This window comes from Cognatishimia maritima (genome assembly GCF_900129685.1).
GTDB classification, from domain to species: domain Bacteria; phylum Pseudomonadota; class Alphaproteobacteria; order Rhodobacterales; family Rhodobacteraceae; genus Cognatishimia; species Cognatishimia maritima.
Map to the genome: position 1 here is coordinate 197,389 of NZ_FQWM01000002.1, position 24,379 is coordinate 221,767.

Annotated in this window: 20 protein-coding genes; 7 read left to right on the forward strand and 13 right to left on the reverse strand. The window is 57.5% G+C overall.

What is annotated here, in order from left to right; genetic code table 11:
• Positions 1-71: 71 nt before the first annotated feature.
• From BUA39_RS06345 to BUA39_RS06360, 4 genes are read left to right on the forward strand one after another with little or no spacing between them, the layout of a single operon-like run.
• Positions 72-1,001, forward strand: coding sequence for a carbohydrate ABC transporter permease (locus BUA39_RS06345; protein ID WP_072792697.1), 930 nt, complete (start codon positions 72-74; stop codon positions 999-1,001).
• Positions 998-1,903, forward strand: a complete 906-nt coding sequence (locus tag BUA39_RS06350; protein WP_072792044.1) for a carbohydrate ABC transporter permease — start codon at positions 998-1,000, stop codon at positions 1,901-1,903. Before BUA39_RS06345 ends, BUA39_RS06350 begins: the two co-directional genes overlap by 4 nt.
• Positions 1,904-1,907: 4 nt before the next feature.
• Complete coding sequence (locus BUA39_RS06355; RefSeq protein WP_072792045.1) at positions 1,908-2,996, forward strand: ABC transporter ATP-binding protein; 1,089 nt, start codon at positions 1,908-1,910, stop codon at positions 2,994-2,996.
• Between the two features lie 16 nt (positions 2,997-3,012).
• On the forward strand, positions 3,013-4,152 hold the full coding sequence (locus tag BUA39_RS06360) for a Gfo/Idh/MocA family protein (RefSeq protein ID WP_072792047.1): 1,140 nt from the start codon (positions 3,013-3,015) through the stop codon (positions 4,150-4,152).
• Between the two features lie 60 nt (positions 4,153-4,212).
• On the opposite strand, the gene galU is transcribed toward BUA39_RS06360, so the two are convergent.
• The 4 genes from galU to BUA39_RS06380 all read right to left on the reverse strand — a co-directional run bounded on the left by galU (position 4,213) and on the right by BUA39_RS06380 (position 9,173).
• Positions 4,213-5,106, reverse strand: a complete 894-nt coding sequence (gene galU, locus BUA39_RS06365; protein WP_072792048.1) for a UTP--glucose-1-phosphate uridylyltransferase GalU — start codon at positions 5,104-5,106, stop codon at positions 4,213-4,215.
• A 155-nt stretch (positions 5,107-5,261) separates the two neighbouring features.
• Complete coding sequence (locus BUA39_RS06370; RefSeq protein ID WP_072792050.1) at positions 5,262-6,188, reverse strand: glycosyltransferase family 2 protein; 927 nt, start codon at positions 6,186-6,188, stop codon at positions 5,262-5,264.
• A complete protein-coding gene (locus BUA39_RS06375; RefSeq protein WP_084604775.1) occupies positions 6,185-6,877 on the reverse strand; it encodes a sugar transferase in 693 nt (230 codons plus the stop codon). Before BUA39_RS06375 ends, BUA39_RS06370 begins: the two co-directional genes overlap by 4 nt.
• 157 nt (positions 6,878-7,034) lie before the next feature.
• Positions 7,035-9,173 carry a GumC family protein gene (locus BUA39_RS06380; protein WP_072792051.1) on the reverse strand — a complete coding sequence of 713 codons (2,139 nt, stop codon included), beginning with the start codon at positions 9,171-9,173 and terminating at the stop codon, positions 7,035-7,037.
• Positions 9,174-9,326: 153 nt separating this feature from the next.
• Here BUA39_RS06380 and BUA39_RS06385 point away from each other — a divergent pair, with 153 nt between their 5' ends.
• A complete protein-coding gene (locus tag BUA39_RS06385; protein ID WP_165610490.1) occupies positions 9,327-10,799 on the forward strand; it encodes an oligosaccharide flippase family protein in 1,473 nt (490 codons plus the stop codon).
• On the opposite strand, the gene BUA39_RS06390 is transcribed toward BUA39_RS06385, so the two are convergent.
• Both BUA39_RS06390 and BUA39_RS06395 read right to left on the reverse strand, forming a co-directional pair.
• Positions 10,773-11,756 (reverse strand): acyltransferase family protein, encoded by a 984-nt coding sequence (locus BUA39_RS06390; protein WP_072792054.1) that lies wholly within the window; start codon positions 11,754-11,756, stop codon positions 10,773-10,775. The two genes, BUA39_RS06385 and BUA39_RS06390, sit on opposite strands and share 27 nt — an antisense overlap.
• Positions 11,753-13,225: a hypothetical protein gene (locus BUA39_RS06395; protein ID WP_072792056.1), complete on the reverse strand. Its 1,473-nt coding sequence runs from the start codon at positions 13,223-13,225 to the stop codon at positions 11,753-11,755. The genes BUA39_RS06390 and BUA39_RS06395 overlap by 4 nt, the downstream gene beginning before the upstream one ends.
• 154 nt (positions 13,226-13,379) lie before the next feature.
• Between BUA39_RS06395 and BUA39_RS06400 the strand changes: the two genes are divergently transcribed.
• Positions 13,380-14,480, forward strand: a complete 1,101-nt coding sequence (locus BUA39_RS06400) for a glycosyltransferase family 4 protein (protein ID WP_072792057.1) — start codon at positions 13,380-13,382, stop codon at positions 14,478-14,480.
• Here BUA39_RS06400 and BUA39_RS06405 read toward each other — a convergent pair.
• The 7 genes from BUA39_RS06405 to BUA39_RS06435 all read right to left on the reverse strand — a co-directional run bounded on the left by BUA39_RS06405 (position 14,413) and on the right by BUA39_RS06435 (position 23,191).
• Positions 14,413-16,992 (reverse strand): putative Ig domain-containing protein, encoded by a 2,580-nt coding sequence (locus BUA39_RS06405; RefSeq protein WP_072792058.1) that lies wholly within the window; start codon positions 16,990-16,992, stop codon positions 14,413-14,415. The genes BUA39_RS06400 and BUA39_RS06405 overlap by 68 nt on opposite strands.
• Before the next feature lie 101 nt (positions 16,993-17,093).
• The gene (locus BUA39_RS06410; RefSeq protein WP_072792060.1) at positions 17,094-18,221 is read right to left on the reverse strand and encodes a glycosyltransferase; all 1,128 of its coding nucleotides are present in this window, start codon (positions 18,219-18,221) and stop codon (positions 17,094-17,096) included.
• Positions 18,218-19,474 carry a polysaccharide biosynthesis/export family protein gene (locus tag BUA39_RS06415; protein ID WP_072792062.1) on the reverse strand — a complete coding sequence of 419 codons (1,257 nt, stop codon included), beginning with the start codon at positions 19,472-19,474 and terminating at the stop codon, positions 18,218-18,220. Before BUA39_RS06415 ends, BUA39_RS06410 begins: the two co-directional genes overlap by 4 nt.
• Before the next feature lie 83 nt (positions 19,475-19,557).
• Positions 19,558-20,325: a sulfotransferase family protein gene (locus BUA39_RS06420; RefSeq protein WP_072792063.1), complete on the reverse strand. Its 768-nt coding sequence runs from the start codon at positions 20,323-20,325 to the stop codon at positions 19,558-19,560.
• 72 nt (positions 20,326-20,397) lie between these two features.
• Complete coding sequence (locus tag BUA39_RS06425; protein ID WP_072792065.1) at positions 20,398-21,075, reverse strand: GntR family transcriptional regulator; 678 nt, start codon at positions 21,073-21,075, stop codon at positions 20,398-20,400.
• On the reverse strand, positions 21,072-22,103 hold the full coding sequence (locus BUA39_RS06430; RefSeq protein WP_072792066.1) for a Gfo/Idh/MocA family protein: 1,032 nt from the start codon (positions 22,101-22,103) through the stop codon (positions 21,072-21,074). Before BUA39_RS06430 ends, BUA39_RS06425 begins: the two co-directional genes overlap by 4 nt.
• Positions 22,100-23,191 carry an isocitrate/isopropylmalate dehydrogenase family protein gene (locus BUA39_RS06435; RefSeq protein ID WP_072792068.1) on the reverse strand — a complete coding sequence of 364 codons (1,092 nt, stop codon included), beginning with the start codon at positions 23,189-23,191 and terminating at the stop codon, positions 22,100-22,102. Before BUA39_RS06435 ends, BUA39_RS06430 begins: the two co-directional genes overlap by 4 nt.
• 130 nt (positions 23,192-23,321) lie before the next feature.
• Between BUA39_RS06435 and BUA39_RS06440 the strand changes: the two genes are divergently transcribed.
• Entirely contained in the window at positions 23,322-24,329 is a 1,008-nt protein-coding gene (locus BUA39_RS06440) for a Bug family tripartite tricarboxylate transporter substrate binding protein (protein ID WP_072792069.1), read from the forward strand.
• Positions 24,330-24,379 lie beyond the last annotated feature (50 nt).

The window sequence follows — 24,379 nt, forward strand, 5'->3', positions numbered from 1 at the left end:
TTCTATTTCGGTCGGGCTTTTTGTGTCTAAAGTGGCACATCGTCTGTGCACAGAGAGCTCCAATGGCTGACATGTCCCAATCCACACCGACCCGCGAGGCCTCCCCGGCCCCCTCGTCAAAACCACCGCTCAGGATTTTTCGAAACCTAAACGCAAAACTCGCCGCGACGCCCATGATCCTGACTGCTCTGGTCATTTTCGTTGGCTGTTCCGTTTGGACCATCGTTTATTCCTTCACCAACTCCCGGCTGCTGCCCAAGACCAACTTCGTTGGCTTTGACCAATATGAACGGCTTTGGAGCACCAAACGCTGGATGATCGCGGTGGAGAACGTCGCGATCTACGGTATTCTCTCGCTGATTTTCACCATGATCATCGGCTTTTTCCTCGCAACCCTACTGGATCGTAAAATCCGCTTCGAGGACACCTTCCGCACCATCTTCCTCTACCCATTCGCGCTGTCCTTCATTGTGACAGGCCTTGTGTGGCAGTGGATCTTGAACCCCGAGTTTGGCGTGCAGAAAATCGTGCGCAGCCTCGGCTGGGAGAGTTTCACCTTCGATCCGCTTTTCAATGCAGAGATCGTGATTTACGGCATTCTGATCGCGGGTCTGTGGCAAGGCACCGGCCTTGTAATGGTCATCATGCTGGCCGGTCTGCGTGGCATCCCCGAAGACATTTGGAAAGCCGCCAAGGTTGATGGCATTGGCACCGCAAAAACCTACACGCATATCATTCTGCCGATGATGAAACCTGTGCTTGTGACTGCGCTGGTTCTGATCTCTGCTGGGATCGTGAAAGTCTATGACCTTGTGGTTGCGCAGACTGCGGGTGGCCCCGGCATCGCCTCGGATGTGCCAGCAAAATACGTCTATGACAGTCTGTTCCAACGCCAGAACCTTGGTCAGGGATTTGCGGCGTCGACCATGATGCTTGTGATGGTGGTCATCATCCTCATCCCCTACTTCTACCTGCAATACGGGGGCAAGAAAGCCAAATGAGCACCGCAACCCAATCCCCCGCCAAAACGCCGCGCGGCCCAAAACCCAAACGCGCGTTTTCCCCGGCCAATATAATGATCTACGGCACGCTTTTTGTGGTCTCGATCTATTACCTGTTGCCGCTTTACGTGATGGTGATGACCTCGCTTAAAGACATGACCGAAGTCCGCATGGGCAATATCTTTTCCCCCCCGGTCGAGATCACGTTTGAGCCTTGGGTCAAAGCCTGGGCCGAGGCCTGTACTGGCATCAATTGTGATGGCCTTTCGCGTGGCTTCTGGAACTCGGTGCGCATCCTGATCCCTTCCGTCGTCGTCTCCATCGCCGTCGCCTCGGTGTCGGGTTATGCGCTTAGTTTCTGGCGCTTCAAAGGATCAGAGCTGTTCTTCAATATCCTGATCGTCGGGGCCTTCATACCCTATCAGATCATGCTCTACCCAATCGTTATCATTCTGCGCGAACTCGGCGTTTATGGCACGCTGACGGGCCTTGTCATGGTGCATACCATTTTTGGCATGCCCATCCTGACGCTTTTGTTCCGTAACTATTTCGCCAGCGTGCCCGAGGAGCTATTTAAGGCCGCCCGCGTGGATGGCGCCGGGTTCTGGGGCATCTATGTGCAGATCATGCTGCCCATGTCGCTACCGATCTTCGTGGTTGCGATCATCCTACAGGTCACCGGCATCTGGAACGACTTCTTGTTTGGCGTCGTCTTCACAAAGCCTGATATCTATCCGATGACCGTGCAACTGAATAATATCGTGAATTCGGTGCAGGGCGTCAAAGAATACAACGTCAATATGGCCGCGACCTTGCTGACCGGCATGGTCCCGCTCGTCATCTACTTCGTTTCTGGAAAACTCTTCGTGCGCGGCATTGCGGCTGGCGCGGTGAAAGGCTGAACCCATGGATCAAATCGTTAACCCCAGCATCTCGATCAAAAACCTCGACCTCAGCTTTGGCGCGGTCGAGGTGCTGAAAAACCTGAATCTCGATATCGCTGACGGCGAGTTTGTCGTGCTTCTGGGCTCCTCGGGCTGTGGGAAATCCACCCTTTTGAATTGCATCGCAGGTCTCTTGGATGTCAGCGACGGCGAAATTCATATCTCGGGCAAAAACGTTACTTGGGAGGAACCCTCGCAGCGCGGGATAGGCATGGTGTTCCAATCCTATGCGCTCTACCCGCAGATGACGGTCGAGGGAAACCTGACCTTCGGCTTGCGCAATGCCCGCGTGCCCAAGGACGAGATCGCCGCACGTGTCGAGAAAGCCGCTAAGATTTTGCAAATCGAACCGCTTCTGAAACGCAAACCCGCCGCGCTGTCAGGCGGGCAACGCCAGCGCGTGGCCATTGGCCGGGCCCTGGTGCGTGACGTCGACGTGTTTCTGTTTGACGAACCTCTGTCCAACCTCGACGCCAAACTGCGTGCCGATCTGCGGGTCGAGATCAAGCAGCTGCACCAGCAACTTGGCAACACGATGATCTACGTGACCCACGACCAGATCGAGGCGATGACCCTCGCCGACCGGATCGCGATCATGCTGAACGGCAATGTCCTGCAATTCGCTAGCCCTTATGAAATCTACAACCACCCGGCAAATAAATACGTGGCGACTTTCATTGGGTCACCCACCATGAACTTTATCGAAGGCTCTGTTCATGGCGGCAAATTTGACTCCGCGCTCGGGACCCATTCTTTGGACGGCTATGACTTCACCACCCCATCGCCAGATGGTCCCGCCTGGCTGGGCATCCGGCCAGAGCATATGGCGACCGGCGATGAGGCAGCCAATAAACCGATCCAGCTAGAGGGACGTGTCGAATTTGTCGAACCGCTTGGCTCTGATACCCTGACGCGGGTCACGGTCGGCGATCAACACATGTGGGTGCGCATGGATGGGCAAGCGCAGGTCAAAATCGGAGAGATGATCCCAATCGGTTTTAGCGCCACTCAAGCGCATCTGTTTGATACAACCACCGAAGAGCGGCTGTGAGCGAGGGACCAACAGAATGACCCGTAAACTAAGATTGGGCATGGTCGGCGGCGGCCAAGGGGCGTTCATCGGGGATGTGCACCGGATGGCGGCCCGCCTTGATGGCGAATGGGAGTTGGTGGCGGGTGCGCTTAGTTCCGATCCAGCACGCGCTATGGCCTCAGCCCGCGACCTTGGCCTAGCACCAGATCGCAGCTACGCCTCTTTTGAAGACATGGCCAAGACTGAGGCGGCGCGCCCAGACGGGATCGACGCCGTAGCCATTGTCACCCCAAACCACATGCACGCAGCACCCTGCATTGCGTTTCTACGTCAGAATATTCATGTCATCTGCGACAAGCCGCTGACCGCAACACTTGAACAAGCGGCGGAAATTGCCAAAGCCGCGCAGGCCTCAACAGCTCAGTTTTTCCTGACCCACAACTACACGGGCTATCCGCTGATCCGGCAGGCGCGCGACATGGTCAAGGCAGGCGATCTGGGAGACATTCGCCTTGTGCAGGTCGAATACGCGCAGGACTGGTTGACCGAGGAGGTCAGCAACAAACAAGCTGACTGGCGCACCGACCCGGCCCGGTCCGGCGCAGGCGGCTGTGTCGGGGACATCGGTACCCACGCCTATAACATTGCCCGTTTCGTCTCGGGCCTGACGGTCGAGAGCCTCTCTGCCGAACTGACCAGCTTTGTCCCTGGGCGGGCGCTGGATGATAACGTGCAGGCCAAGCTGCGGTTTGCTGGCAGCGCCCGCGGCAGCCTATGGGCCAGTCAAGTTGCGGTTGGCAATGAAAACGGATTGCGTTTGCGGATTTACGGCAGCAAGGCAGGGCTTGATTGGGCGCAGGAAAACCCGAATGTGATGACATTCACCCGCTTCGGAGAAGCCAAACAAATTCTGACTCGTGGTGGGGCTGTGGCAAATGACTCAAACCACGCGGCGGCGCGTGTGCCCGCCGGGCACCCGGAAGGGTATCTGGAAGGATTTGCAAACCTCTATCGCGACGCCGCTGCAGCCATCCGTGCGCAGCAAGACAATAAATCTATTCCTGTAGAAAACCTTGTCAGCCTCGAAGATGGACTAGACGGCATGCGGTTCATTCAGGCCTGCGTGCAGTCATCGGAAAACAATGGCGCGTGGACAAGGCTCGCGGACGTTTAAAACCGGCGTCCGCGATGACGCCGGTTCTATCAAAACTGACAAATGAATTCAGTGAGGCCCTTACTCTGCGGCCTGCCGGGCAGCAGCAAGATCAAACAAGAACTGCTCAAGCTCATGCCGCAGATCATCACGCGCCAGACCAAAGGCCACGGTCGCCTGCAGGAAACCTGCTTTGGATCCGCAGTCAAATCTCTGCCCGCGGAAGCGATAGCCATAGACATTGTTATTCGCCGCAATTTCTGAGGCGATGGCGTCGGTCAGTTGAATTTCTCCGCCTGCACCTGCTTGGGTTCGGTCCAGATTGTCCAGAACCTGTGGCGCAAGAATGTAACGGCCAATCACCGCCAAATTGGACGGCGCGGTGCCCGGTTTTGGCTTTTCAACCATCCCTTTGACAGATACGACACTGCCCATCTCCTCGGCAACGTCCAGAACGCCGTAGGACGAGGTTTTTTCAGCAGGCACTTCCATCGCGGCAACCATATTGCCACCGACATGCTCATAGGCTTCAACCATTTGTTTCAAGCATGGTGTGTCGGCTGCGATCACATCGTCTGGCAGCAATACGGCCACTGGCTCATCCGCAACCAAACGCCGCGCGCACCAAACCGCGTGCCCCAGTCCCATCGCCTTGTGCTGACGCACATAGGCCACGGCCCCAGACTCCATATTCGTGTCTTCCAGAATTTTCAAAAGATCGTCTTTGCCTTTGGCCTCAAGCGCGGCCTCAAGCTCTGGTGCGCAATCAAAGTAGTCCTCCAATGCGCCCTTGCCGCGAGACGTAACAAAGATAAATTCAGTGATGCCTGCCGCGCGCGCTTCGTCGATGGCGTATTGGATCAAAGGCCGGTCCACCAAAGTCATGATTTCCTTGGGAACCGATTTCGTCGCAGGCAAAAACCGCGTGCCTAGCCCGGCGACCGGAAAAATCGCTTTTGTTACTTTGGTCTTCATCTTCTGCGATGCTCCAGAACTTATTCGTCTTCAATCGTGACAACTGTAACCCAAACCAATGTAGGGCATCTATGTCTTACAATACACTCAGTTTCAAATCATGACCATGTGGCGTGTTTGTAAAGTTGAATGCAAGCAAGAATCCCCAGTAGGGTCTATTTCAGCGGTAAGTATACGGGCTTGATGTAACGCTGTACGTGCTCGGGATGACATTTTCCGCGCACCAAATCGACCATTCCACGCCAATTCCCACGTGCCCGTGCGCGTCGATCAATCCAAGGTTCTGGCCAGAATATCCGAGCATGATTTGCCAAAACGTTTCTCAAAACCTGCCCAAGTCCGGAAACCGGGTCCACCGACCCCTTGCGTATGAGGTAAGCCACATTGGCGACCTGACTGTATCCTAATGCGGTGCCTTGTGTCTCTCGCCCGGTTATGGTGCCAAGATGAACACCATCCAAGGCCCCCGCCTGCATTTTTCGTCCAGGCACGCGACGCGAGAAATCGACGTCTTCCTGCCAGCCGTAGAGCGGGAGCGTCTCATCAAATCTCAAGCCGCGTATCGCACTGGTGCGGTAAGCCATATTGCAGCCGTAAAGCGACGGAACCTCGCGATCTCTGGCCCGCAACATGCGTTGGCAGTCCGATTCGCTTTGCCTTATCAGCGCTTCAGCGCGTTCAGGGGGCACGCCGCCATCGCCAATCCCGTCCGCCAAAAGCGCGCCGGTCACACCGGTTACATCCGGATGCGACTGAAAGACATCTTCGAGCGCTGCCAGTGCCGTTGCCACCGGCCAATAGTCATCATCCATAAAAAAGACGATATCGGCGTCCTTCTCGACAGCCTCTAATCCGCGATTGCGTTGCCGGGTGAGGCCCTTTTCGCTGAGGATCACCTGAAGCTGCGGGTAACACCCGAGCACGTCAGGATTTGGTAGGTCTGCATCTGAATGCGCGACGATCACCAGACGGTTCGCTGGCCGGGTTTGGCGCGCAAGCCATTTCAGGGTTTCTGCCAAAACCGCAGGTCGCCCAATCGTGCAGATGACAACGGCGATCTTAACGTCGCTTTTTTCCGTCATTGCCCGGTGCACCTTAGGACGACGCCAGCGGTTTTCAGCAGGATTTTCAAATCCTGTTTGAAAGTCACGTCAGCGCAATAGACCTCATCCAGCGCGACGCGCGCAGAATAGCCAACGCCGTTGCGACCAGAGACCTGCCATAGCCCGGTTATACCCGGACGCACCGACAAATAGGAATGTTTCACCGCGCCATAGCGGGCCAACTCGTCTTTGGTCACGGGGCGAGGGCCAACAAGACTCATATCCCCGACCAAAACGTTCCATATCTGCGGCAACTCATCCAAACTGGTGCGTCGCAACAAGGCCCCCAGCGGCGTGACCCTTGGGTCTTGACGCAGTTTTTGATCTGCGGCCCATTCGGCGCACATAAGCGGGTCACTTCGCAACAATTCTGCCAGCACTTGATCAGCGTCAGGTACCATTGTGCGAATTTTCCAGCATCGGAACGGACGGCCATCTTTGCCAATGCGCAGATGGCCAAAAAGACCCGGTCCACCATCAAGACGCATCCAAAGCACAAGGCACAAAATCACTGGGACGATTGCGGGCAAAAGCAGCAGCGCCAGCAAAAAATCAAAGCCACGCTTCACAGTCGGTGCATATTGTAGGGGCGGCAGTGCTTTGACAGGCCGCCAACCACCCGCATCGGTTGTGACTTTGGAGTTCAATGCCGTGCTGAGATCGCCCATGTGGCCCTCCGTAAATTCGCTAGAAAAACAGCAGAAAGTCAGCCGCCACACCCACCCAAAAACAGGCGTTGCGCAGTGTTGATTCTATGGATTTATGATAAATTTTATGTAGTTAACGGCGGCCTAACCGCGCCGCAGATTTTTGGGCTGAACGCGCCTAAACCATCGCGCGGAGATCTTCGGCCCCAAAGAAGACCAGACCATCCGGGCGCGTGGCAAACCTTTGCATCAACTGCAAAGCTTGCAATACATCTGCGCGGGCGGTGGCGTGTTTCCCAACAACGTACAGCAACTGATCTGCCCCGAAGGCAGCACGTAGCGACCCACATGCCGTATCGCATGGACCTGCCTGAAGGATGACAAGATCATAGCGCGTTTTGAGCTGTTGCAGGATCGACGTCATATCCTCTGGCGAAATTCGCGACACATCCTGAGAGAGGTTCAAGACATCAAATTCCAAATCCGAGGGGGTCTCTATTTGATCAGTTATGTCAATATTGGCCGCGTCTCGCGTGCCCCGACCGTCGGGCAGCAACGTAGCCGCTGGTGAATGCGTCATATCCACAAGGATGCTGCGACGACCCCTTTGCGCTGAATATTGCGCCAATGCTGCAGTCAAAGACGAAAGTCCCTCTGCCGCAGGGTTACCGACAATCGCGACTGCGCGCGTACCTTCAAACGCCTCTATCTCTAACTGCATCAACAGCCCTGCGATATTTTGCGTCAACGCACTGCCCGAAGGCCGCGCCATTTGCGCCGCCAGATCTGCGTTATCATCAAAGACCAAATCGGGCACCTCCGCCAAAACCGGCAAACCCGTCGCCCGTTCCAGTGCCGCACGGCTGGCAAATCCTGATCCAAAGGCTTCCAGCACCAGAACTGATGCCAGCCCAATCGACAACCCAAGACTGGCCCCAAAGAACCCCATCAATTTCGGACGCGGCGCGCTTGGGCCAACGGGTGGCGTGGCCATGTTGATGATACGCGCATCGGCGGTCTGCATCTCGGCTTCGACGGCGATTTCGCTCTGTCGATTGACCAGCCGTTGATAGCTTTCCCGTGTGACCTCTGCCTCAACCTCCGCCCGCCGCAAATCGCGTGATGCGCTGGCGAGGTCCAATAGCTGCGCCTCGCGTTGAACCACATCCGCACGCAACGCATCTTCCTGTTGCTGCAACGTCCGCAACCCACTTTGGCGCGCGGCCAAGATGGTCTCCAATTCCTCCTCGATCCGCGTCTTCAGCCGCACCACGTCATCCGCCAACCGCTGCCGTTCGGGGTGTTTGACCCCAAATGTCACCGACAGTCGCGCCACGTTTTCTTCGATATCTCCGCGCCGCTCTAGCAACCGATAGAGTGCCTCTGTTCCCAGATCAGGCGGTATCAAAAGGGCGGCATCTGCACCGGTCCCACGCTGAACAGTCAAAGTCGCGATCTCTGCCTTTGCTGCGGTGATCTCCGATGCGGTCTGCGCCAACGCACTGTTCAGTTCCAGCAACTGTTGATCCAAAATGGCCTCGGTCGCGCCCGCCCGTTCCAATTGCACCTGCCGAAGCAACGCAACTTGAGATTCAGCGCGGATCAACGCCGTGCGTGTGGCGTCGATCTGGGTGTGCAGCGCCTGACGCGCCGCTGTGGCAACCGCTTTGCGATCCGAAAGCTGACGAGAAAGATAGGCCGCTGACAATGCATTTGCGATGGACGCCGAAAGCTCGGGTTGCCCTGTCGTGACCGCCACCCCGATGGCATAGGATTGATCAATCCGGCGCACCTGCGTGCGCTCCATCAAGGCCCAGGCAAGGTGGCGGGTCCGGATTTCCAAATCCCTATCTTCAGTCGCCGCGTTCGAGGTATCTGCTAAGAGTGACAACAGCACCCTACGGGTCGGCTGCGGGGCAAACGCCGCCAATTGGTCCTCGCCAAGCCGCTCTACCACCTGCGCCATCAGCCCTGCAGAACGCAAAAGCGCCAGTTCGCTTTCAATCGTTGCGCTGCTCAAACTGAGGTGCGGCACCAGCTCCTGCTGCCCCGGCAGAAGGCGATAATCCCGCGGGTCAAGCAGCACAATCGCTTCGGCCGTATAAGACGGGGCAAGACGCGCGGTGTAGGTGAAAAACGCCAACCCGATAAAGAACCCACAGGCCAAAACGTGCCAGACCCGGCGCCGCACAACGCTGAGCGCTTGCCGCAGATCAGGACGATCAAAGTCCCGCACGTCCCAATAGGGCGCAGGGGCAGCGCGCTCTGCCCGCTGCTTGGGCGCAACTTCGGTTCTGACACTGTTAAATTCGGTCACATGCTGTGCTCCGGCGATGGCCCCGAACGCATCCCGCCGCCTGCCAACACCGACTGGCAAAGGAACCGCGCAAGAACGTCCAGATTTTATTTACTTTTTACTGAAATACAGGGGCAGGCTTTAACAAAGGCTTTACGCCCCGGATATTTGCAAATGCCCCCACGCCCCACCCATAGCGGCCCATTGCGGACCGGCATTGTCGCACTGGCCAGCCAAGGCACACAGCAAATGTCTGGGCTGGTTCTGATGCTGTTGGCAATCTCGGTGATGCCGCTCGCCGATTATGGGGCCTATGCCTTGGCGATTGTCTCTGTCGAATTTGTGGTGATGTTGACCCACACCGGGTTTCACCATTTTCTAGTCACCTCTGACGCGGACGACACCCCCCTGTTTAGCACGTTGTTTTGGACGATCCTTGGGCTTGGCACGCTTGGCGGCCTGGGCCTCTGGATGATGGCGCAACCAATGTCAGAGGTCTTTGCCGCGCCGCTTCTAGAACTACTTTTGTTGGGTTTTGCGCTGCTGCAGCCCGCAGCGGCGATGGTGGCTTGGGCAACGGCATGCCACAGTCGTTTGGGGCACATGCAAACCCTGTGTCAACGGCAACTGGCGATCAACCTGATTAGCCTGACAGCGGGTTGTATCGCGTTGCTGATCTGGCCATCGGTCTTTGCGCTTTTGATCTTTCGCGCCATCAAGGTCCTGTTGGGGGTCTGGCTCTTGTTTTGGTGCGGCCCGCTGCAGCCAAAGGCGCAGTTCTCGCGCCAAATCCTCAGCAACGCCGCCTGTTACGCCCGTGGTCTCTATGGCACGCGGCTATTGGAATACCTGTCAAACTTTGGCACCGACCTGATCCTTGCATATTTGTTTTCCACCACAGAATCAGGCATTTACCGCATCGCGCACCGCTTGGCCTTTGCATGCATTGAGTTGATCACCCACCCGCTGCGGCTTTTTGCGCTGCAAACCTTGGCGCGGGCGCAGCGTCTGGGTCACCCCATTGCCCAAATCTTTGCCAACTACCTGGCTGCACTGCTTTTGCTTTCAGGCGGCATCGTCGTACTCTTTGTCCTGTCGGGCGGTGCGATTCTAACGATGGCCTCAAACTCTGATTTCCTCACCGCATTTGCCGTCAGTCAGGTGTTGATATTTCGGGCCGCCTTTCTCGGGATAAACAGCCTATTGGAACCGGCACTCGCAACGCTGAACGACAATATGGCCGCGCTCCGTCACAACCTGATTTGGACCGGGTTGTTTCTGGTTGTTACCGTCCTCGCGGCGCCGCTGGGGGTGGCCCTGTTGGCCGCACTCCAGACGGGGCTTGCAGGGCTAACCGCCCTAGCAGCCATGTTTGTTTTATCCCGTCGGATCAACCTAAACACGGCTGTTGCACAGGTCATAAGATCGTTCGCCGTGCTGGCGTTATATTGCGGCGGCGTGACCCTGATCTGGCAGGTTTTCCCGTCGACTGGCACTGTATTGGAGACTGGGCTGAAGCTCGCAGCGACTGGTGTGATCGCGGCCGTATCTCTGGCCTTTGCGCGGCGGTTGGGATGTCTATCACCAGATATTTTCGCCTCTCAGCCCATTTCCGGCGCGTCACCTTTGCCAGCCCAGCAACGGTGACGCGCCAATGGCATCCGCCCACCGGCTGATCCAAAGCGGCAGCATAACCCCAGCGACAGTGCAACTGGCAACCAAGGTCCAAAACGCATCCACCCCCACGCCCTGCAACAGAATGCGCACCCCGGCCGTGACAAAAATATGGGTCACAAATATCGCCATGGAGTGACGCCCGATTGCCGCCAAGCCGCTGGAAAGATGCACTGTAAAACGCAGCGCAGATTGCTTTGCCAGCACGTGACTTGCAGACAGCAACAGCACCGGGCCCGCAACCATGGCAGGCAGGTAAATAGCTGCCCCCGCTGGATAGCCGATTAGTTTGGTTGAAGCCTCGTGCCACGCAAGGCCCGCCGTTGCGATCATCACGAGTGCAGCACCCCCCAAAAGGGCAGCAGACGGTGGGCTCGTGAACCAGCGGAGTGGGATCAACGTCGCGATCAAAAACACCCCGACGAAGCGCGCATTACCGATAGGCAACGTCAATGCATACGCGGCCATCAGCGTGCCCAGCCCGATGAGTGCGACAACACGTTTGGGAAGCCCGACCAACAAACGACGCGCCACGAATGACAGCCCCAGAACCCACAAAAACCACATGACCGCAGGGGGTTGCCACAAGATCACCCAAGGTCGAAATCCAGTGGGCATCGTATTTGTATGCTGCCGCATCAGATAGTGCGCCGACAAAATCAGCACACTCCACAGCACATAGGGCCACAATATGCGGCGCGAAAGCTCGCTTAGAAAGGTCCACCACAGCAAGGCCATCAAGCGCCCAGAAAGCGCGCCCGAGAGCGCAAAGAACAGGGGCATGTGGCTGGTATAGACAAGGATCACAAGGAACCGCGCCAAGGCCGTCTCTCCAACAGCGGCCATCACTCCGATCAGCGCATGGCCAAAGACCACAAGGATCATTGCAATACCCCGGCTGATGTCGATGGATGGATGGCGCGGTGTCATGGCAGCACACGGCGCGGCGGCACCGCCCGCGCGCGACTGCCAGTCGCCGATGATCCCTGCTGCCCCGCCTGCCGGAGCGCAACGCAAAACCCTGCCATGACGAAAAATGGCACGCCAAGGTTCGGGAAGGGCGCGGTTAGCATTGATTGCAGAAGTATCGCAAAACAGCCCCAGCGCAGGGCGTCGATGGTAGGGGTGCAATCGTTCCACCTCCGGTCGCCACCGCTTGGGTGGCGCAGGACCGAATACAGAAATCCCCCATACAGAAGCGCGCCGGGCAAGCCGAGATTGGCCAGCACGCTTAATCCCCAGCTTGACGCACGCGCGCTTCCAATCCCAAGGCCCAGTCCAAAGCTGTCCTTCAGGTTTTCAATCGCCTGCGCGTTCCAACCAAGCCGCTCTGTCGCCGACTGTGACGTCAGCTTGCCCAGCAGCCCGGTCTCCAGCACCGCGCGCACGTCAGGAAAGAGTTGAACAATAACAATGGCGCCAGCGATCAAAACAGGGGCCAGTGAGAATAAAATCACGCCAAAGGAAATCGCATTCCGACGCTGCGAACCCCTGCCAAAACCTCTGTGCAAAAACCCACCCGGACCCAGCGCCGCAAGAATTGTTATTGCGGCAAAGCCCCCCATAGCTGCCGCAGACGTCGACCTGACCGCAAATCCCCCCAGAACCACCGCGCATAGCGCTGGCCAAAGGGATTGCCACGCTGCCAAGGCGAACCTCAGCCAAAAGGCGTATAAGCCCAAGGTAAACAGCCCAAAACTGGCCGGTTCTGTGAAACCGCCAATAAGGCGTCGTAGCCCCGGGTAGTGCTGATTGACCAAAATGGCCTGCGGCAGCGTGCGGACCGGCGACATAAGCCAAGGGACCCCAAACGCATGGCCCATCCAGTCCAGCCCGGACAAGGTGATGTGCACAATCGTTGCAACCGCCACGGCACGCAGCACCACCCTGTGCGGGTCAGCGCCAAGTCGCGGGGTTGCAATCGCGGCGAACGCACCTGCGGACAAGACCAACCGCACAAATTGTGTCGCGTTAGCCCCGCTTGGTTCCAGTAGAAAACTGTCGATCACAAAGCGCCCATCGACCTGCCGCAGCGTAACCACATCGCTTGCATGATCAAATATGCGCGGCATAAACCACGCGCCAAGCCCCGCCCAAAGGAGGAGCAGCGCCAGCCAGACGAGCGGTCCTTGCGCTGTCTTAAGCATCACCCGACGGGTCAGCAGCACCTGCACAAAGATCGCCACACAAAGCGCCATGACCAGCAGGTCCGACAACAGCACGTTCCCCAAAACGGCAAATGTGGCCAGGGGGAGGCTGAAACATAAGACAAGCACACCATGACGGGGCGGCAGGAACATCACAACCAGAATAGCCGCTATGGCGAAAGGCAGAAGCATCGCAATCCGTATGAAACACCAAAGAACGTCAGGCCCCAGCCGACCAGCATTGCCGATCATCTTTGACCAATGGACCCGACAGTCTCAGACTGCCGTGCCATCGTTAACATTTTCCCAACAGTTTTAAGCGAATTCTGTCGATAAGCGGCTGTCGCGCGCAGGCAGTTGATGGCAGGCCGCTGTCCCTAAGACGGTTTGGAGCGTCAACATCATAATGCAAACCTTGCTCATGAATGCCCGCTATAAGCACCGTGTCCCAACGGGTGTCGACCGCGTGGCGCAGCAACTCATCGCTGCGCTTGAACAAAACTTGGACTTTCGGCAACGTTATCAAATTCGCTCCGTCGCACCAAAACGACGCCTGCCTGCTGCCGCTGCGCATCTCTGGGAACAAACCCATCTGGCGCGCACATCGCCTGATGACCTGTTGCTTTCGCTTTGCAACACCGGGCCGATCCTGCGCCGAAACCAGATCGTGATGATCCATGACGCCCAAGTGCATCTGACGCCACAAAGCTACGCCCCCCTCTTTCGCAACGCTTATCGCTTGGCGCAACCGGTGCTGGCCCGCCATGCAGCGGCCGTCCTGACAGTGTCAGAGTTTTCAAAGGCCCAGTTGGTCCGCTACGGCATCGCTTCTGAGCAGTCAATTTCAGTGGTTCCCAACGGCGGCGACCATATCCTGCGTTTCCGCGCCGATACCTCCATTCTGCAGCGCCACGGGCTGACGCCCCGGCGCTTTTTCATCGCTTTCGGCAGCGCAGCACCCCATAAAAACATCGACATGCTGCGGCGCGCAGCAATGGCGCGATGCGACACGACCTATCCGCTTGTGATCATTGGAGGCGATGAGACATCAGTGGCCGAGAAATCGTGGTTGTCAGATCATGGCGTCAAAATCATCGGACGTGCCACAGACCCTGAACTGCGCGCGCTTTACGAAAACGCATGCGCCTTTGCTCTGCCTTCGCTGACCGAAGGCTTTGGCCTACCCGCAGCCGAGGCAATGTTCTGCGGCTGCCCGGTTGTGTCGACAACCGCCGGCGCGGTGCCTGAGGTCTGCGGCACGGCCACGCTTACATGTGATCCCAAAGACGAAAAAGGCTGGACTGAGGCGATGGAAACCCTCGCCCACAATCCAGCCTTGGCCAAGAACCTGTCAGACGCAGGGCGGCTACAGGTGGCGCAATTCACCTGGTCAAATGCGGCCCAGAAGGTGTTGGCCGTGATCGACAATGCCCAGCGCGTTAACCCAACGGCGCAAACCCAGCCGGTGCGCCATAGCTCTGACGATCAGCGGTTCCCTGCAAGGTGACTGACGCTGTGCTGTCGTTTTGCAGCCCGGCATAGGCAAAAATATCCCCAGTCATTCCTGAGATATCGAGCCCTCCGCCACCAGTCGCGGGATCAGCAGCGGCATCATTGTTCCAATCGCCTGCCCCATTTCTGCGCATCCAGAATTCGGACGTGCCCAGATCCACCGCCAATTGCACAACATCGCCGTCAAGCAGGCTTGCACCCATTGCCGTGTTACCCGCCGAATGAAAAACGTAACTGCCGCTCCAGAAACAACGCCCCGTGCCAAAGGCACCGCCGTTTAGGGCCGTTGTGCCCGATGTCGCTAGCCCAACACCCAGCACCTGCGGGCCAAGATCGAACTCCAGATAAACTTTGCCGGTCAGCACGGTAACGCCCCGCGTATGACGCACGCCGCTAATGTCCGCAGTTGCAGACACCTGTCGATCCGCGTCGCTGTAAGCCAACTCCAACGGAGCGCCGGTATTGATGTTGCTGTCCCATGACGCGCTACCACCCGATGCCGCAACCACCGCATTGGTCGCCGCGCTCTGGGCCGGGCTGCTGGACCCGCTCGCGTTGATGGCAATCACGCGAACAGATAACGTCTGACCGACGTCCTGCGGCTGCACCTCATAACTCACTGCCGTCGCACCAGAGATTTCAGACCCCGAAGAAAGCCACTGATACTGATAGGCCGTTGGGCTGTTGCTCCAACTCCCAGTTGTCGCTGTCAGCACGTCCCCAACGCTGGGCGAAAGGGTATCAATCACAGGCAGCAGCTGGTTCACAGGGACGTCGCCCCCGATCACATTGATCGCAAAGTACGGCAAGACGGCGGTCGCGCCTTCGGAATCCCGAACGCGGAGCGCCAAACCCTCTGCCAGCGAAGCCTCCGATGCTACGCCCGAAATCTCACCCGTCGCTGCGTTCAATGCCAAGCCCGTCGGCAAAACACCCCCAGCAAGGTCAAACACAAATGGCGCAGTCCCGCCGCTTGTCTGCGGAACAAAGCTATAAGCCGCGCCCAAAACAAGGCCTTCGCTTGGCGTTCCCGAAATCTGAAACTTATTCGCCACATTGCCCGCTATGAAGGCCGTCGCGCGGTGCAACTTCACCGTGACCGACGCGCCCGCCGCCACTTTGATGACGACCTGCACCGTTTGCTGCGCCGTATCTGCGCCATAGGCAGCATCGGGTGTGCGCAAGTTGTATCGCCCGGCTTCAGCCGCCCAATCCGTGTTCAAGGTCATCGGGCTGCTGCCTAAAGCAACCACGCCAACAGATTTCAATCCAACCGCCGCCTCAGCAATCTCGACCTCGGCGACAAAGTTGAGGATGTCGCCCGCCAAAGCATCGACCGCAAGACCCGGCAGGCTGATGGTGCAGGTGCCATCGCCCTGCGTGTCCGTGACAGAGACCTCAAAGCTGTTATCAACGCCATAGCCACAGGTCCAAACATCGCTGCCTTCGGTCCGCGCCACGGTCCAGTCTTGGGGCACGGTTCCAGCCACGCCATTCGTCGAAGCGGCGACGCCCGTGCGAAAGGTGGATGCCGCGCCCAGCAAGTTGTCGATTTCTGGCGCTGCAAAAACATCTGCGCTAACCAGCCCCGCCAACCTGTCTGCAATCTGCCCCGCAAGGTAGCGCGCGCCCACCGCGTTGGGATGGGACACATCCGATTTCATCGTGTCCCGGTCAAAGCCCCCCACATCCACTGCATGAAACCGCGCATGTGCCGCAACGCTGTGATCCACACCCAAATAGGTCACAACCCCGCCGGTTTCATAGGCGGTGACCCAAGCGGCCAGCGCAGATTTCTTGGCGTCTTGTGTTGTGATCCCCATACCGTCCAACAAGGTTGGCACCGCAATCACATGCGCCCCTGCCGCCAAGAGCGCCGTAAATGTCTGATCAAGGAAACTTGTGATTTCTTCAAAACTGTCGTCATCCAATGTCTGATTGGCCCCCACTGGCCCCATCACAACAACAGTCTGATCCGGCACAATCTGCGCCACAATCTCGGGCGTGCCAAACCAAATCTTGCGTGCGCTGTCGCCACCCGTTGCATGCACAAACCCCTCTGGAAAGCGGAATTGATGGCCCACCAATTGCTGCAAAAAGACCCGCGTGCCGGGCATGTTGTGCATCACGCTGTCGCCATCCATCAGCAGAATTGGCGCGGCTTCTGTCACCTCAAACGGCGATGCGGGCAAGTCCGGCGCAAGACTCGCGCGGCGCAAAAAGCGCCCCTCTGCAATCAAGTCCATCTCACCGCCTAAGCTGTGCCAAATATTAAACCGGCAAAGCCGCCCTTCGGGAATTGCCTCCAGATCGTCAGCTTCTACTTCAAACTGCGATTGCCCCTGCACTTCGATCAACGGTTCCAGATTGGGGTTTTCGCCAATTGTCAGCACCTTCACGCCCCCCGCCGGGGCATTTAATAGCGCCAACCGCAGCCCCTCTCCTGCTGGAAACCGAATGTCAAAATTCTCAGCGCCACCCTGAAAATCAAACGTCTGAACGTGCATGGCTTGCCCCTTTTGCGACCCGACGCAAAGGAAAGCCCAAATGTGGAAAACAACTGTGAAGTGGCCGCACGCTGCGGGCGCAACAGCGAGGATAACGCGGCTTAGCAGACCCCGATTTGCGACAAATTCCGCAAAATACCCTCCTGAAACGCGCGTTCCGAAAACTGTGCTGCCTGTTGCACGCAGGCGTCGCCGCAGCGCGCCTCAAGCCCGCTTTCTTCAAATTCTCTGACCGCCTCGACCAGAGCACTGGCACTTTGATCTTGGAAAAAGAACCCGGTCTTACCGGGCACCACGCTATCGCGCACCCCGCCCTTGCCGAAGGCTATCACAGGCCGACCAGAGGCCATGGCCTCGACCGGGACAATGCCGAAATCCTCTTCGCCTGGAAAAATCAGAGCGCGACATCGCGCAAGATGGTGCTTCAAATCTGCATCACTGACGCGGCCCAGAAAGCGGGTTTTTGGCCCCGCCCTCCGCGCCAATTCGCTTGGCACTCGGTCCGGGCCACCAATCACCAGAAGCGGCTTGTCCAGCAACCGAAACGCATCAATCGCAATGTCGGGGCGTTTGTAGGGCACCATCTCTCCCGCCCAGAGATAGTAGTCGCCAACATCGGACTTCGGGACCGGTGCAAACCTGTCAACGGCAACCGGGGGCGGCACAACCCCGGCATCGCGTCGCCAATAGGATTTGATCCGCGCCGCCACATGCGAGGAATTCGCGACGATCTGGTCCACACGCGCCGCCGAGGTTGCATCCCATTGTCTGAGCCGATGGAAAACCGGCCCCATAACCGCTCGTTTGGCTGGACCTGCAGCCGATTTGTAGCGCGCATAATGGTCCCAAATGTACCGCATCGGCGAGTGACAATAACAAAGATGCGGCACGCCCGGCGGCGGAATAATCCCCTTGGCCGGCCCCGCTTCGGAGGAAATCACAAGGTCATAGCCGGTCAGATCCAGCTCCTCCAACGCGCGCGGCATCATCGGAAGGTAATTTTGATACAGTCTGCGCGCAAAAGGCATCCGCCCAACGCGCGTTGTTCGAATGTCGTGCGCAAGAAGGGTTTCGCTCAGCCGTTTGGGGTCGACCACATGGGTAAAGATATCGGCCTGCGGAAACATCCGGCACAGCGCCTCAAGCACCTTTTCTCCGCCACGCATGCCGACCAGCCAATAATGGATCAAAGCGACCCGACGGTCCGCAAACAATCCGGGCACACTCATGGCTTTAAAGTCCCCGCAAGGCTGGCAACCTTGCCGTCACCGGCAGTGGACCAAGACACAAATAGCGTGTCTCCCGGCATGGTCTGCGCCCCAAGGTCTGGGGCGACCACATTGCCCCGCCCCGGTCGAACACTTGAAAGGGTGATCAGAAGCTCTTGCTGTGCATCGCCCAAAGCAACAGGGCTACTTTCCAAAGCACGGAGTTGCTGCTGAACACTCTGCAACCGCGCCACTGCAGTCCATTCTTGTATCAAATTGTGTCGCAAATCGCGGAGCGTCTCAGCTTCATGGTTGGTTTGAATGCCGACGCGCTGTTGCTCTGCACGCGCCAGAACGGCAACAACATTCACCAGCGCTGTTTCTGCCTCAAGCAAATCAGACTGGACATTCGCTGCCCGTGTTTCCGCCAATGAAACCGCGATCGAGGTCGACAGTCCACGGTCGTGCAACGCCTGAACACGCGCCAGTTCTTCCTGCACGCCGGAGGCCAATACCCTTTGCAGATCAATACGTTCCTCGATCAGGCCCTGCTGCGACGCCAAGGCTTCTATTTCGCGTTCTGTCACGATCAATGCGTCATGGATAGCCCGTTGGTCCGCCTGCAAAAGCGTGGCATCAATGGTCACAAGCGACGGGCTTACCTCTGCGCGATCCATGTCGCGCAGTCCCTCAAGCCCATCCAAAGCAGCCTCTGGCAAGAGCGCCAACAAACGCTGTTGTTCAGCCCGAAGTGATGTGATTTCCAGCTCTAGTGCCCGCGCCTGCCCTTTTAGATCGGCGTCCAGCCGCGCGAGGCCAATTGATGTTTCCGCAGGCAAACCCGGCCCGCCGGCCATCGCTATGGCGGCCGCGACAGTCATCCCGGGAAAGTAGTCAAAGCGTCCGGGCTGCGCCACGTCGCCAATCACGATCACCGGCGCATAACCTGTCATCGACATACGCACTTGTGGTGCCTGATACAGACCCGCACGCGTCAGATGTTCGGAAATGCGCGCCTCGGCTTGATCCAAGCTTAATCCCGCAACGGAAATAGCTCCAATTTCCACAAGCCGCAGATTGCCATCAATATCCACCGCCGCCTCAATCGGGGCATCAACACCCGCCCAATTAAGCCGCACGTGATCCCCAGAGATCAATCGATAGGGCTCTGCCCCTTGCGCTGTGGCCGCTGCAGCAAGCAGGACCTTCAAGACGATAAGCCCCACAAAGCATGGCGGCAGCCGCAGGTATCCGGGGTTGAGAATTGAGAACATCACACATCCAGTCAGAATCCGTCGCTGGGCCACTTTGCGCGAATTATCCTTTCCAAGGTATTAACCTTGTCCGGCGGCGCGGCTCACCGCAATGACATTGCTTTCAGCACCTGCTCATGCTGTGAACAACAAAGCTTTGAAACCTCGGGATCGACGCCTTCAACCGGGCCGCGCATCACTGAAGTTGGCTTTGATATGATCGCGCGGGCAGAAACACTTTGCCCCAGATCGCCGACACCTTCCTTGCCCATCTGGTCATTTGCGGCATACCGGTTCTCCAGAGGGGTTGAGAGGTTCAAAAACGCACCGACCCGCGCCAATGCCTCCTCCGGCGCGCTGAGCAACGATTCAGAGGTCAGGGCCATTCGGTGCGTGGCCGGAAATCTGTCCCAATGATCTGCCAGTCGCGCCAAGCGACCCGCATAGTAATGCGCCGCAAGCGTCGTCGTCGCGCCCTCGGCAACGCCTGTGTCCCACGCCATTTTCACAAGCGAACGGATCGTTGGTTGGGGCGAACGCAGCAAAAATATCGCGCGAGCCTGATAAAAATCTGGCATTGGCGCATCGTCCAACCTGTTGTGCAAGACCTTGTCTAGCAGGAAGTTTGCCTGCGGCTTCCGTCCCACCCGCCGCACGAGATTGACGTATAGCCGTCCTGCGCCTGTGTGATCTCTATGACCGACATGAGTCTCGCCATATCCTGAAATTTCTGGATGACTGCTTAGAACATTTGTCAGCGCGGTTGAGACCGACCGCATGTGCGACAGGATCAGCACGACCGATCCGTAATTGGCCAAAGGCACAAAGTGCTGCGCGGCACTGCCTACAACTTGTTTTGCTTGACGACGCATCTCACCCCAACTGCTGATCCCATATGTCAAAGTGACCGAGCGTGGTTAACAGATGCTTGATAAAGAAAATTTTCAGAGACGATTAAGCCGGTGTTTTTCCAGCAATTCGATCAGAATTTCCTTGGCGTGCTGCCGATGTTCGCGGTGACGGCGTCGTGCGGTTTCTGCGTCGCCTTGGCGAATGGCCTCATAGACCGCGCGGTGATCGGCATTCGATTTGGTCGGCACCGGACGGATATAAAGCGTTGTCATACGCGCGCGGCGGACCTGATCGTTCATCATGTTAAAGATGCTCGCGACGCGGTTGTTGTCACCCAAGCGAACCAGTTCGGCATGAAAGCGGTTGTCGGCCTCGGCCCATGCTTCAAGGTCCTGATCCGCCACAGCGCGGTCCATGTCTTCGATGGCGGCGGCAAGCTCAGACAGGTCCGCCTCACTATAGCCACGCTGCGCGGCTTGCTCTGCCGCTTGGCTTTCCAGCGCTGTCAGCACCTCATAGATTTCGCGCATATCGCTGGGCGAGACCGGCAGGATGCGCACCCCTTTGCGTGGGCGCAGCTCCAACAGACCTTGATTTTCCAACGTCAGCGCCGCTTCGCGAATAGGGGTCCGCGACATGCCCAGTCGGTCAGCCAGTTCGCTTTCCAAATGATCCGTGCCCCCCGCCAACTCGCCGGCGAAAATCATCCGGCGCAGCTCTTGCAGGGCGCGCTGAGAGTTGGATAGCGATTTCTGTGCTGCGTCTTTCAAGGGTCCCCCAACGAGATTTTACGACCGGTTTCCGCAGACTCGTAGATCGCCCGCTCAATTTCAATGACCTTCAAGTAGTCTGACGCGATATTTTCAAGCGGAGCCTGTCCAAGAAAGCCCAAAACCGCGTGCTGTTGCAATGCATGCACACAATCGCCGCCGAATCCGTCCCATGTGTCGGGCGCCAGCAGGTCTTGCGCGTCCAGTGCACCGAATTCGCGGAGCGTCACCCGACCGTCGCCATAAAGCTTTAGCGTGCCTTTTGTGCCTTCAAGCAGCGCTTCTCCCATGGTGCGGCGATGATTGTCGGCGGCGTGATCAAGATTGCGATTGCCGTCAAGCATGGCCTTCACACCACCGGGATGGTCAAACAGCACATAGCCTGCATCCTCGCCCGCAATCACCGGATTGACCTTGCGCAGATCGGCATAAACCGCCGTCGGGTCGCCAAGCAAATAGCGGAACGTATCGACCCAGTGCACACCGGTTTCATGGATCAGGAACTTCTCCATCTCTTGGAAATAGGGCTGACGATCCAGATAGGCCTCTGGTCCCTGCCCGTCGCCCGGGCGCAGCCGGAATGTGACCTGTTGCAGCTGACCAATTGCGCCCGCGTCCAGCGCTGATTTGATGGCACGATACCAGGGCTGAAAGCGAAAGTTTTCATGCACGACAATGGTCGCGCCCGCCGCCTCAGCTTCGGCGACAATGGTTTTCGCCTCGTTCAGATCGTTGCAAAACGGTTTCTGGCAGATCATCCATTTGACCCCATGCCGCAAGGCGGTGCGAATGGTGTCTGCATGGGCGACCGGCGGCAGGATGATGTCCAGAATATCAGTCTGTTGGTCACTCAGCATCTTGTCGAGGTCATCAAAGGCAGGCCATCCAGTGGCCCGCGCCTTTTCAATGTCGCGATTGCAGCTGCCAACCGGCGTGACCCCGTCGATCCGAGACCAGCTGCCATAGTGGAATTGGCTGAAATAGCCTGCTCCGACGCAGGCCACACGAAGGGTCTCGGTCTTAGTCATGATACAAAAAGCATATCCAAAACGGCACGCGCGGCTTCGTCGGTTCCGGCACTGCCGCCCAAATCACGGGTCAGCACGCGGCCCTCAGCCACTACATCTTCGACAGCTTCGCGCAAACGGCGCGCGTCTTCAACCATAGCTGCATTGCCCTTCTCCAGGCCCAGCCAATCCAGCATCATGGCGGCTGACAGGATCATCGCCATCGGGTTCGCAACCCCTTGCCCGGCGATATCAGGCGCAGAGCCATGGCACGGTTGGAACACCGCATGCTCAAGCCCGATATCTGCCGACGGTGCAAGGCCAAGCCCGCCCATCAAACCCGCGCCAAGGTCAGAAAGAATGTCACCAAACATGTTTTCAGTGACCAGAACGTCAAAATCCCAAGGTTTCTGCACCATCCAAAGTGCGGTCGCATCCACATAGGCATGATCCGCTTTCAGATCAGCGTGGTTGGCGGCTTCGGCATCAAACATATCCCGAAAGAAAGCAAACGCGCGGAATACATTTGCCTTGTCAACGCAGGTTACACGCCCCGTCCCGCGCCCCGCCTTTTTTCGGTTTTGCGCCAATGCGAAGGTGAACTTGAACAGCTTTTCAGAGATCTCCCGTGTGATTAGCAGGGTTTCGCGCGCTTCGTTTTCCGAAACCTCACCCCGTCCCTGCGTATAAAATAGCCCTTCTGTGCTTTCGCGAATGAGAACGAAGTCGATCTCTTTGCCTTCGGGCATATTCAAGGGCGTGGTTTGGCCCGCCTTCACGGTGACCGGACGCACGCCTGCAAATAGGGTCAAGGCCTTCCGCAGGTCAATCTGCGGCGATATTTCTGTACCGTCCGGATAACGGACATCCGGCAAACCCATCGCCGACAATAGGATCGCATCGGCGGATTTTGCGATTTCCATCGAGGTCGCCGGAAATGATTCGCCGGTTTTGGCATAGTGGGCGGCCCCTGCGGGTGCATCGACGAATCGCAGATCGTATTTGTCGGACGCATCCGCCATTTTGCGCAGGATTTCGACCGTCGGGGCCATAATTTCAGGGCCAATCCCGTCTCCTGCAAATACCGCGATATCAAAAGTGTTCGCCATTTTTCCCGCTTTCTTTCCGTTCGGATTGCTCTTTTCGTGGCTTTTTCAAACCATAAGTTGACAATGCATTCATTAATGCATACGCAAATAAATGCAATAACAAACGCATTACTCTCGGGAGGAGCAAAAAATGAAATTTGCATTGCGCAAAGCAGTGACGATCACTGCCGTGATTGCGGGGCTGGGAACAGCGGCTGCCGCGCAGGAATATCCCTATCGCGACATCACCACAGCCGTGGTCTGGGGCGCCGGTGGTGGCACCGACTCGATCAACCGCATGATCATGGCGGAAATGGAAAAGCACCTGCCGGTGTCCATCAACGTGATCAACCAAACCGGTGGCGTCGCAGGCTCCAACGGGATGGTTTACGTCTCAAACCAACCGGATGACGGCTATACGCTGGTCGGCCTGTCTGAATCCAACGTGACTGCAGCGGTGCAAGGCGGTTGGGACAAGAAATTCGACTATTGGTATCCGTTTATTGTCGGCGGTTCCCCTGATCTGATCTCTGTTCCGGCAAACAGCCCTTACAACACGATTGAAGAACTGGTTGATGCCGCCAAGGCAGCGCCAGGTACAATCCCAGCCGCTGCATCCGGCGCAGGGTCGATCCACCACCTGAACCTTCTCGCGATTGAGCAAGGCTCCGGCGCGACCTTCAAATTTGTGCCTTATAAAGGCTCTGCACCGGGTCAAGAAGCGGCCATCGCAGGCGAAGTGGCCTTGGTTGTGACCTCCCTTGCAGAACAAGCCGCTCTGATCGAAGGTGGCCAGCTAAAGCCGCTGGCAATGCTGACCGCAGACTCCGTCGAAATCGCAGGCATGACCGTGCCATCCGCATTCGACAGCTTTGACGGTTTGGACAAATATCTGCCGCTGAAACAGGCGATTGGTTTTGCTGTCCACAACTCTGCCAGCGATGAGATCAAAGCCAAGCTGGGCGAAGCGTTCGAAAAAGCAATTGCGTCTGATATCGTGGCCGAGTGGGCAACCGCGAACAACTATGACGTTGGTGGCCAGTATGGCGAAGAAGCCCAAGCGCTGTTTGCAACGCTGGAAAGCACCTTCGCTTACACCCTGAAGGATCTGGGCGCGACAACAGTCGACCCAATGTCCCTTGGGATCAACAAGCCATAAGGCGTGACAATCCGAAAGGGCGCCTGTGGGCGCCCTTTTTCCGTCTGGAG

Coding starts and splice junctions, on each gene's coding strand:
- BUA39_RS06345 (WP_072792697.1), top strand. CDS start 72: ATGTCCCAATCCACACCGACCCGCGAGGCCTCCCCGGCCCCCTCGTCA.
- BUA39_RS06350 (WP_072792044.1), top strand. CDS start 998: ATGAGCACCGCAACCCAATCCCCCGCCAAAACGCCGCGCGGCCCAAAA.
- BUA39_RS06355 (WP_072792045.1), top strand. CDS start 1,908: ATGGATCAAATCGTTAACCCCAGCATCTCGATCAAAAACCTCGACCTC.
- BUA39_RS06360 (WP_072792047.1), top strand. CDS start 3,013: ATGACCCGTAAACTAAGATTGGGCATGGTCGGCGGCGGCCAAGGGGCG.
- galU (WP_072792048.1), bottom strand. CDS start 5,106: ATGAAGACCAAAGTAACAAAAGCGATTTTTCCGGTCGCCGGGCTAGGC.
- BUA39_RS06370 (WP_072792050.1), bottom strand. CDS start 6,188: ATGACGGAAAAAAGCGACGTTAAGATCGCCGTTGTCATCTGCACGATT.
- BUA39_RS06375 (WP_084604775.1), bottom strand. CDS start 6,877: ATGGGCGATCTCAGCACGGCATTGAACTCCAAAGTCACAACCGATGCG.
- BUA39_RS06385 (WP_165610490.1), top strand. CDS start 9,327: ATGCCCCCACGCCCCACCCATAGCGGCCCATTGCGGACCGGCATTGTC.
- BUA39_RS06390 (WP_072792054.1), bottom strand. CDS start 11,756: ATGACACCGCGCCATCCATCCATCGACATCAGCCGGGGTATTGCAATG.
- BUA39_RS06395 (WP_072792056.1), bottom strand. CDS start 13,225: ATGATCGGCAATGCTGGTCGGCTGGGGCCTGACGTTCTTTGGTGTTTC.
- BUA39_RS06400 (WP_072792057.1), top strand. CDS start 13,380: ATGCAAACCTTGCTCATGAATGCCCGCTATAAGCACCGTGTCCCAACG.
- BUA39_RS06405 (WP_072792058.1), bottom strand. CDS start 16,992: ATGCACGTTCAGACGTTTGATTTTCAGGGTGGCGCTGAGAATTTTGAC.
- BUA39_RS06410 (WP_072792060.1), bottom strand. CDS start 18,221: ATGAGTGTGCCCGGATTGTTTGCGGACCGTCGGGTCGCTTTGATCCAT.
- BUA39_RS06415 (WP_072792062.1), bottom strand. CDS start 19,474: ATGTTCTCAATTCTCAACCCCGGATACCTGCGGCTGCCGCCATGCTTT.
- BUA39_RS06420 (WP_072792063.1), bottom strand. CDS start 20,325: ATGCGTCGTCAAGCAAAACAAGTTGTAGGCAGTGCCGCGCAGCACTTT.
- BUA39_RS06430 (WP_072792066.1), bottom strand. CDS start 22,103: ATGACTAAGACCGAGACCCTTCGTGTGGCCTGCGTCGGAGCAGGCTAT.
- BUA39_RS06435 (WP_072792068.1), bottom strand. CDS start 23,191: ATGGCGAACACTTTTGATATCGCGGTATTTGCAGGAGACGGGATTGGC.
- BUA39_RS06440 (WP_072792069.1), top strand. CDS start 23,322: ATGAAATTTGCATTGCGCAAAGCAGTGACGATCACTGCCGTGATTGCG.